7 protein-coding genes are annotated in these 9064 nt (G+C 54.8%); 4 read left to right on the top strand and 3 right to left on the bottom strand.

Annotated features, from left to right (window positions below; all coding sequences use genetic code 11):
- The 3 genes from ispD to BIS10_RS05995 form a co-directional block, all read right to left on the bottom strand.
- On the bottom strand, positions 1 to 621 hold a 621-nt coding region (gene ispD / locus BIS10_RS06005; protein WP_253503418.1), incomplete at its 3' end, for a 2-C-methyl-D-erythritol 4-phosphate cytidylyltransferase.
- Positions 618 to 980, bottom strand: a complete 363-nt coding sequence (ftsB, locus tag BIS10_RS06000) for a cell division protein FtsB (protein WP_253503415.1) — start codon at positions 978 to 980, stop codon at positions 618 to 620. The genes ispD and ftsB, both read right to left, overlap by 4 nt.
- 82 nt (positions 981 to 1062) lie before the next feature.
- Entirely contained in the window at positions 1063 to 2211 is a 1149-nt protein-coding gene (locus tag BIS10_RS05995; RefSeq protein WP_253503413.1) for a GNAT family N-acetyltransferase, read from the bottom strand.
- A gap of 171 nt (positions 2212 to 2382) precedes the next feature.
- Between BIS10_RS05995 and BIS10_RS05990 the strand changes: the two genes are divergently transcribed.
- From BIS10_RS05990 to BIS10_RS05975, 4 genes are all read left to right on the top strand, one after another.
- Complete coding sequence (locus BIS10_RS05990) at positions 2383 to 3738, top strand: aldehyde dehydrogenase family protein (protein WP_253503410.1); 1356 nt, start codon at positions 2383 to 2385, stop codon at positions 3736 to 3738.
- Between the two features lie 72 nt (positions 3739 to 3810).
- Positions 3811 to 6441 carry a GAF domain-containing protein gene (locus BIS10_RS05985; RefSeq protein ID WP_253503406.1) on the top strand — a complete coding sequence of 877 codons (2631 nt, stop codon included), beginning with the start codon at positions 3811 to 3813 and terminating at the stop codon, positions 6439 to 6441.
- Positions 6438 to 8204, top strand: coding sequence for an EAL domain-containing protein (locus BIS10_RS05980; RefSeq protein WP_253503404.1), 1767 nt, complete (start codon positions 6438 to 6440; stop codon positions 8202 to 8204). The genes BIS10_RS05985 and BIS10_RS05980 overlap by 4 nt, the downstream gene beginning before the upstream one ends.
- Complete coding sequence (locus tag BIS10_RS05975) at positions 8194 to 9057, top strand: MurR/RpiR family transcriptional regulator (protein ID WP_054641164.1); 864 nt, start codon at positions 8194 to 8196, stop codon at positions 9055 to 9057. Before BIS10_RS05980 ends, BIS10_RS05975 begins: the two co-directional genes overlap by 11 nt.
- Positions 9058 to 9064 lie beyond the last annotated feature (7 nt).

The raw sequence follows: 9064 nt of genomic DNA, 5'->3' as shown, positions 1-9064 counted from the left end.
ATCTCGGCGTCCGCTCACTAGCCGTGGCGCCTCGCCCAGCGCTTCTACCGCCGAGGCTTCATCAGTGACCACCGTGCCGGTTTGCTGAGCCTGCTCAAGCGCATGGCGCAGCAGCGAGTAACGGAAACTCTGTGGCGTCAGCGCGTGCCATAGGCCATCCCGCGGTTCGGTAATTTGGCTGAGCTGGTCACCGTTATCGCGCTTCATGGTATCCGCCACCGGCATTGCCAGAAGCGCACCGCCTGAGTGTGTCTGCGCTGCTTGATAGAGCGCGTGGAGATCATCACGAGTAATGCACGGACGCGCGACATCGTGCACCATCACGAGGTCTGAGTCCTCGGCGGTCATCGCTTGCAAAGCGTTTAATACGCTATGCATACGCTCGGCACCGCCTGACACACGCTGCCACTGCGCAAAAGGCACCCAGGTAGGGTCGAACCAGCGGTCGTCGCTGTCTAGGCAAAGCACCAACCGCGCCTGCGGAAAAGCGGCGTGAAGCCTTGCCAAGGTGTGGGCCAGAATGGGCTGATTGTTCAACGTCAAATACTGTTTAGGCTTATCGGCCCCCATACGTCTGCCCTGCCCCGCTGCAGGAACGACGAGCCATAGTGTGTTACTCATTCTGCGGCGCCTTCACTGCTCGGTGGTATAGCTCCCGGCAGGGAAACCAGCCCCGCATTGATTCCCACTAGCTCGTTTTTGATGGCAACACCGGGCACCCAATAAAATTGCTCATCGGTGCGCACCATGCCCATATCGCTACGGGCGCGCTCTTCAATGGCATCGAGTCCCGTTTTTAAGTCAGTGACTTCCGCTGCGAGCCTTGCATTGCGCTCACGCATTGGCACGTTGTCGGCTTCCTGCACGGCAACGCGTTTCTCTACCTCCTGGAGGTCTTGCCAGCCGCCATTTCCCAGCCAAAGCTGGTACTGCAGCAATCCCAGTGCGGCAAGCAGTATCACCACGAGCCATTTGTGCATCACAGAGATCCTTTGTGAAAGCGAGAACGGCGCGCATTATGCCATTAAGGGCGATAGGCAGCGAGCCGCAGCGCGGTGGGAATTATTTAAACGGTAAGGCATCTTCGGCGGCACGGCGATAGGCCATGATATGGGCAGCCTCTTCTTGGCAAAACTGCGCGACCCCTGCGGCAAGCCCTGGATGGGCCACATAGTGCAGCGAGCGAACCCGCTGCGGTGCAAAGCCCCTTACCAGTTTATGCTCGCCCTGGGTGCCAGGGTCAAATAGGGTTAGCCCCTTGGCTAGGCAGTAGTCGATGCCTTGGTAGTAGCAGGCTTCGAAATGTAGGCAGTCCGCGATGATTTCACTGCCCCAGTAGCGTCCATAAAGAGTGTGTGCACCGCGAAAATAGAGCGCAGCGGCCACGGGCCTGCCCTCCAAACGCACCTGCACCAACATCAGCGCCTCGGGCATTACTTGGCGTAAGCGTTCAAAGAAGACGTGATTAAGATAGGGTGGTCGGCCACGCTCATGATATGTAATGGTGTAGCAGCGATAGAAGTGCGCCATATCGACATCACTAATCGCAGCGCCTTCTAGACGATTCAGCGTAAGGCCCTGATCGGCGACTAACCGCCGCTCACGCTTTATCATTTTGCGACGCTTTGAGGTCAGACTAGCTAAAAAGCCGTCAAAATCGCCGAAACCTCGGTCTCGCCACTGAAACTGTACCCCTTCTCGCGCAATTAGCTCAGGACACTGGCGCTGCCACGCCTCGACCTCTGGCTCCTCGGCAAACAGCAAGTGCCAACTGGAAAGTCCCACCTCATCGCACTGCTGCTTCCAACCGATGGCTAACTGCTCACGGACAGCGGCAGTATCGGTATTCGCGGCGATCAGTGCTCGGGGGCCAGGCACAGGCGTAAAAGGAATAGCGCTTAGCCCTTTGGGGTAGTAGTCGCCACCTGCCCGCTCCAGCGCCTCCGCCCACCCCCAATCAAACACATATTCGCCATAGGAGTGGTCCTTGCGGTACATGGGCAGCGCCCCGACCAACCGGGAATCTTGCCAAACGCATATATGGCAAGGCTCCCAGCCAGTAGCTGCACTCACCGAACCGCTCGCTTCGAGTGCAGCCAAAAAGGCATGGCGTAAAAAGGGCTGCTCTTCACTCACCAGCGCATCCCACTGGCTTGCCGCAACGGTATCAATCGCAGGTAGAATGGTAAGGGACAGCGAGTGTGAACGCATAACATCTCCCATGGCACACTGGCATAGGTTGTGAATCGTTTACTGTACCATCAAGGCCATGACAGCGTATGAACCACCTTGTTTTGCTTACGATCTTTTGGACCGATAAACACTGCACCCACGCGCACTGAAACCAGCACTGTCGATAACGGATGATTCCAAGGAGAGGCTATGAAGCGCGACCTTACGAGTATGTTTAATGCTCAGCGTCATACGGCTGGCCAAGCGCCATTTCCAACGTTAGGGGTGCGCCGAGAACGCTTGGCCCGCTTAGCCAAAATGACGAAGCGCCATCAGCAAGAGATCGTGCGAGCAATCCAAACCGACTTTGGCCAGCGTAGCGACGTAGAAATACACCTTGTTGAAATTAGCGCTGTGCTGCAAGCAATTCGCCATGCACGCCTCCACTTATGGCACTGGATGCGCCCTCGCCGAGCAGGCGTACCTTGGAAAATGTGGCCCGCTCGTGCTCGCGTTGCCCCTCAGCCCCTTGGCATTGTGGGAGTGATGTCCTCCTGGAACTACCCTTGGCATCTTGCTTTGATGCCGGTGGTAGATGCGTTCGCCGCAGGTAATACGGTACTGGTAAAGCCCAGTGAGCAGGCGCCACATACCAGCGCTCTATTGGCCAAACTGGTGCCTCAATACTTCACCGACGAAGAGTTTGGCGTGGTGGAGGGTGGCGCTGATATCGCCACAGCATTTAGCGCGCTGCCGTTTGATCACTTGCTCTTTACCGGCTCAAGCGCAGCGGGCCGCCAAGTAGCCGCTGCCGCGGCAACCCACCTCACCCCCGTCACGCTGGAGCTGGGTGGCAAATCACCTGCGCTTGTCGCGGGTGACGCTGATTTAGAACAGGCGGCCGCCGCGATTATCTTTGGCAAAGGCTTGAATGGGGGGCAATCCTGCACAGCGCCGGACTATGTACTGGTTGAGAGCCGCCACCTTGACGCCCTTACTCACGCTTTAGAGCGAGCCATCCAACATCAGCGGCCAAACGCAAAAGAGGCCACCGGCTATGTGAGCGATGTCCACCAAGCGCGCATCGAGCAGCTATTGGGTGAAGCACGCGACCACGGCTGCCGTGTAATTGACCAAGGCGCCCATGCCCCCGCGCTCGTCATCGACCCGCACCAGGGTTTAGCGCTAATGCAGGAGGAGATTTTTGGCCGCATCCTGCCGCTTATTAGCGTTAAGCAAATGGACGACGCCATTCGTTTTATTAATGCTCGCCCTCACCCACTCGTTCTCTACGCGTTCACCCGTAACAAGGCGCTCCAGGAATCCCTTCGTCACACCACCCGCTCTGGTGCGCTGGTGTTTAATGAGACGCTGCTGCACCACGCCGTTTCCTCCTTACCCTTTGGCGGCGTTGGTGAAAGCGGCATGGGGGCTTACCACGGCCGTCACGGTTTTGAACGTTTTAGCCATTTGCGCGGCGTCTTTTATCAATCCCAGCGCCCCACCAGCCGGTGGCTAAGACCCCCTTATCGACGTTGGTTGCTGAAATTACTAGGGCTTGACTAAAGCTATTAAGCTAATGTCCGATATTCACTTAATACGCCTTATAGTTACAAGCCACTACATTTAGGAAACATTATGCAAGCCGCCGACCTACCTAATAATGAAACACAGCGCCTGACGGCCTTGCATGTACTCAATGTTCTCGATACACCTGCCGACACAGCCTTTGATCGCATCACTGAGCTGGCCTGCGAACTGTTTGATGTGCCGATTGCTTTAGTATCGTTGGTTGATAAAGAGCGCCAATGGTTTAAAGCTCACAGCGGGCTTGAGGCCTATGAAACCAACCGTGAGATCTCATTTTGTGCCCATGCCGTAGCAGCTAATCGCCCCTTAGTCATTGAAGATACCAAAAACGACCCGCGCTTCGCTGATAACCCATTGGTATTAGAGCAGCCTCATATCCGTTTTTATGCAGGCCACCCGCTTTGCCCCAGCGATGACCAGTTACCCGTTGGTACGCTGTGCTTAATTGATGAACAACCACGCACCTTTACTGAACGTGATCATCGCATCCTGCACAATTTAGCCAAGCAGGTAGATGAATTGCTCCGCCAACATGAGCTTAAGGAGCGGCTTTCACGTACGGCAAAACAGTTTGAAGCACTCTTTACCAAAAGTGCGACAGGTAAAGTACGCGTCGATCGGGCGGGAAATGTCATCGCCATTAACCCATTTGCACTCAACTTATTGGGCTACCAAGCTGAAGAAGTTGTCGGCAACAATGTGGGAATGCTCGCCTTCCCAGAGACCGCGGAGAAATACAATTATTTAATTAGCCGCTACTTCTCTTCCGATGCTAATGAACAGAACGTTGGAAAAGGGCGCGAAATTGTAGTGCGCCATAAGAAAGGGCATCAGATTCCCGTACATTTAGCAGTGAACGCCATTCACAATGACCGTCAGGAGTTTGTTGAGTTTCTGGCGATACTCACTGACCTTTCAGATATTAATGAAGCAAAACATCGCGTAAACCGGGAACGCCGCTTATTACAAGTGCTTCATCAAGGCATTACCGACTACCAAGCGTTAATGTCTGGAGAGCAGCTGTGGACATTCTTAATGGAAGCGCTGCGCGAACTCACCGACAGCGACTATGCCCTGATTGGCGAAGTGTTACCGACTGACACCACCAACGCACTCAAAATCCATGCGATCACCGATCTCTCCTGGAGTAACGAGTCACGTCAATTAATGGAAAGCCTGCGCAGCGGCGATATGATGCTAACCAACCCTGGTTCGCTGCTAGGCCGTGTATTCGCTTACGGTGATGTGGTCATTACCGATGATGTGTATAGCCACTCTAAGCGCGGCGGCTTCCCGCCGGGCCACCCACGCATCAATAACTATTTGGGCGCGCCTATTTTCAGCGGTGATAAGCTGATTGGTATGTTCGCTATCGCCAATAGTCAGCAGCCGCTTAGCCAGGCGCTATTGGACTGGTTACAGCCGTTTACCGACACCTGCGCTTTACTGATCAACCTTTACCGCCAAATGTCAGAGCGCGAGCAGGTCACCAGAGATTTGGCGGCCGCCCGAGATCAAGCGGAAAAAGCCAATCAAGCAAAGAGTGAGTTCCTCTCCTCCATGAGCCACGAGCTGCGCACACCGCTTAATGCCATCATTGGTTTTTCGCAGTTACTCGGTAAGGGAAGGCGTGACCCACTCAGCGAGAAACAGCAGCGCCAGGTCGGCCAAATCGAGAAAAGCGGCCAGCATCTATTGAGCCTCATTAACGAAGTGCTTGATCTGGCGAGAATCGAAGCTGGCCATATGACGCTCTCTATTGAGCCAATCTCTGTAGAGGGTGTTATTGAGGATGCCTGCAGCACGCTAGAAGCCAATATAGATGCTGCCAGTATACAGTTAATCCGTCACCCGATTGATAGCACGTGGTCAGCCTCCGCCGACTACACACGCACTAAGCAGATACTGCTTAATCTGTTATCCAATGCCATTAAGTACAACCGCGAGCACGGCACCATTACCATTGGGGTAACGCAGCAAGATTCTGAACTACGCTTCAGCATTAGTGACACAGGACCGGGCATTGCCCCCGAGCGGCAAGAGGAACTCTTTGAGCCGTTTAATCGCCTAGACGCTGAGTACGGCACCATCGAAGGCACGGGTATTGGGCTGGCAATTACTCGAGAACTGGTTGAGCGCATGTCGGGGTGTATTGGCGTGGACAGCCAGCCGGGCAAAGGGTCTACTTTCTGGTTTACGCTCCCTGTTGCCAACGTTGCCCCACTAACAGAACAGACCGCAACACGCACCTTGGCCGATGCGGAAAAAGCTCAGCGCGATTATCGGCTGCTTTATATTGAGGATAACCCCACCAACCAACGCTTGATGGAAGACATTATTGATGACTTCCCCCACGTGGATCTTCAAACCGTTAATAGTGCTGAACTCGGGCTTGAGATTATGCGTCACTCACCGCCTGATCTTGTACTTATGGATATCCACCTGCCGGGGATGAACGGCTACCAAGCCCTCGATGCCATACAAAACGATGCGCAATTGAAGCATATTAATGTTGTTGCGCTCTCTGCCAATGCGATGGAACGTGATGTGGTACACGGCTTAGCCGCTGGTTTTGCTGATTACCTGACCAAACCTATCGATATCGACAAACTATCGGCAACGCTCAGCACCTATTTTTCCGCCGCACCGGCAACAGACGCACCAAGGAAGGCTCCATGACATTTATGAACAAACACCTGCTTGTTGTTGACGACAACAGCGTGAATGTTGAGCTGCTTCTCGACCTATTAGACGACCACGGTTTTGATAATGTGCACGGAATAAGCGACCCCCGTCATGTACTCACCCACTGTCAGCGGCAGCTACCCGATCTAATTTTGCTCGATATCCGTATGCCGCACCTAGACGGCTACGCGGTGATGGGACAGCTACAGGAGCATTTTGCCGACCAAACGCCCCCCATTATTGTATTGACCGCCCAAATCGACGACGACACCCGCCACCGGGCGCTAAACATGGGCGTTCGCGACTTTCTTACCAAACCGTTCAAGCATGACGAAGTACTGCAGCGCATTCGCAATACGTTAAGCGTGGAACACCGCTATCAGGTTCGTGACAAGCAGGCAGAAACCCTGGAGCAAATGGTCGCCAAGCGAACGGAGGAACTGGATCGCCAATCCCGCACCGACCCGATTACCCAGTTACCCAACCGCCGGGCACTAACGCAAACCCTACAGCGGGCTGCCCAGCTGGGCAGTGATACCGGGTTACTGTTTATTGCCCTAGACCACCTTGATGATGTGGTTCGTCTCCACGGCTATAGCATTGCAGACCGGTTGATGGTGCATATCAGCCAGCAGTTAAACGCCCAGCTAGCGCCTGGGTGTACGCTAGGGCTATGGGGCGGCAGTGAGCTGCTAGTGGTCGCACGTACAGAGCTTACCGAGCTACGGCAGTTGGCAGCGCGCCTGCTCGTCTGCTTCGACCAAGACCAGGCCTTAGGCGATTTACTGCTACCGCTCAATGCCCGTATCGGCATCAGCTGGGCCCAGGGCCATTTCGATACCGAACGCTTGGTACATATGGCTGCCCTAGCCCTGCCCCAAAACGGCTCTTTACGCATCCAAAGCTACAATGAAACCCTGGAAACCCAGCAGCGCCACCGCCTTCACCTGCAACAAGCTATACGTGGAGCGACCCAGCGCGGAGAAATGTCATTGGCGTTTCAACCCAAGCTGTCGCTACTGACCCACCAAATTATCGGTGCGGAAGCCCTGCTGCGCTGGCATCATCCCGAGCTTGGTCACGTATCACCGGCAGATTTCATCCCCTTGGCCGAGGCCAGCGGTGATATTCTCTCTATTGGGGAGTGGGTACTGGAAGAAGCCATGCGCTATATTGCCCATTGGCGCCAGCAAGGGCTTCTTAACGATCACTTTCATATTGCGGTTAACGTGGCGGCCCGCCAGCTGGCACGTAAGGATTTTGCTAAAAACCTACTAACACGCTTAGCTAAGCACAACATTCCTGAGCGCTTTTTTGCTTTAGAGGTCACCGAATCCGGCCTGCTCAGCGATATGAATAACGCGCGCATCCAGTTAGCTCAATTGACCGAAGCAAAGATTGCTGTTGCCATCGATGATTTTGGTACCGGGCATTCCTCGCTGGCTTATGTAAAGACACTGCCTTTCTCAACCCTAAAGATTGACCGCGCCTTTGTGATGGACTTGGAAAAAGACACGGTGGATCGCCAACTGGCTCTGACCATCACCCAGTTAGCCCATGCAGTAGGCTGTAATGTGGTGGCTGAAGGCATCGAAACCGCAGCTCAAGCAGACTACTTACGTTCTATTGGTTGCGAAGCTGCACAGGGGTATTACTATGCTCGTCCATTGCCCGCCGATGAATTTTATCGCTGGTGCACAAATTGGAAACCTCACCCAAACTTAACGCCTGCCACGGAGTCTGTTAATGGCGCATGACCTGCTAGACCGCTTACGGGAACGCTTAGAAGAGTTGAACCGCTCAGAGCGCAAAGTCGCGAACGTAATTTTGGAAGACCCCGCCGCGGCCACCAGCCTGAGCATCGCAAGCCTTGCCCAGGCAGCTAGTGTCAGCGAGCCGACCGTTAACCGTTTCTGCCGTAACTTTGGCGCCAAAGGCTACCCGGATTTTAAAATCAAGCTGGCCCAAAGCTTGGCGGGGGGTACGCCCTACGTCACCCGCGCCGTTGAGCCCGGCGATACTGCCACGCAGTACACCCATAAAATCTTTGGGGCCACCATTGCCGCGCTGGACGAAGCCCAGCGTGAAGTGGATATGGCCGCCGTCGAGCGGATGGTGGATTATCTGACGCAGGCCAAGCAGATTCACTTTTTTGGGCTGGGTGCGTCAGGTGCCGTGGCGCAAGACGCGCAGCATAAGTTTTTCCGCTTTAACCTGCCGGTCATGGCCTATGTAGACGTGCTGATGCAGCGCATGGTAGCCGCCGCCTGCCACACCGGCGATGTGGTGGTGATCATCTCTTATACCGGACGCACCAGGGAGCTGGTGGATATCGCCAAAGTGGCCAGGGAAGCAGGTGCCGTCGTACTCGGCATTACCGCACCGAACTCTCCGCTCTCACAGGAGTGCACCGCCACGCTTGAAGTCGCCACTCCTGAGGACACCGACCACTATATGCCGATGACCTCACGAGTTATTCAGCTCACCTTAATTGATGCGCTCGCCACCGGGGTAACGCTTAGGCGCGGCGAAGATTTTCTGCCGCACCTGAAAAAGATCAAAGACAGCCTGCGCGATACCCGCTTTCCAGCGGAAAAGCCCACTAAGTAAGCGTCAC

Origin of the sequence: Halomonas sp. 707B3 (assembly GCF_024158645.1) — a bacterium.
Classification (GTDB): Bacteria; Pseudomonadota; Gammaproteobacteria; order Pseudomonadales; family Halomonadaceae; genus Vreelandella; species Vreelandella lionensis.
The sequence above is the reverse complement of the archived record's forward strand: the minus strand, read 5'-3'. Positions and strand labels throughout refer to the sequence as shown.

Coding starts and splice junctions, on each gene's coding strand:
- BIS10_RS05985 (WP_253503406.1), top strand. CDS start 3,811: ATGCAAGCCGCCGACCTACCTAATAATGAAACACAGCGCCTGACGGCC.
- BIS10_RS05975 (WP_054641164.1), top strand. CDS start 8,194: ATGGCGCATGACCTGCTAGACCGCTTACGGGAACGCTTAGAAGAGTTG.
- BIS10_RS05995 (WP_253503413.1), bottom strand. CDS start 2,211: ATGCGTTCACACTCGCTGTCCCTTACCATTCTACCTGCGATTGATACC.
- ftsB (WP_253503415.1), bottom strand. CDS start 980: ATGCACAAATGGCTCGTGGTGATACTGCTTGCCGCACTGGGATTGCTG.
- BIS10_RS05990 (WP_253503410.1), top strand. CDS start 2,383: ATGAAGCGCGACCTTACGAGTATGTTTAATGCTCAGCGTCATACGGCT.
- BIS10_RS05980 (WP_253503404.1), top strand. CDS start 6,438: ATGACATTTATGAACAAACACCTGCTTGTTGTTGACGACAACAGCGTG.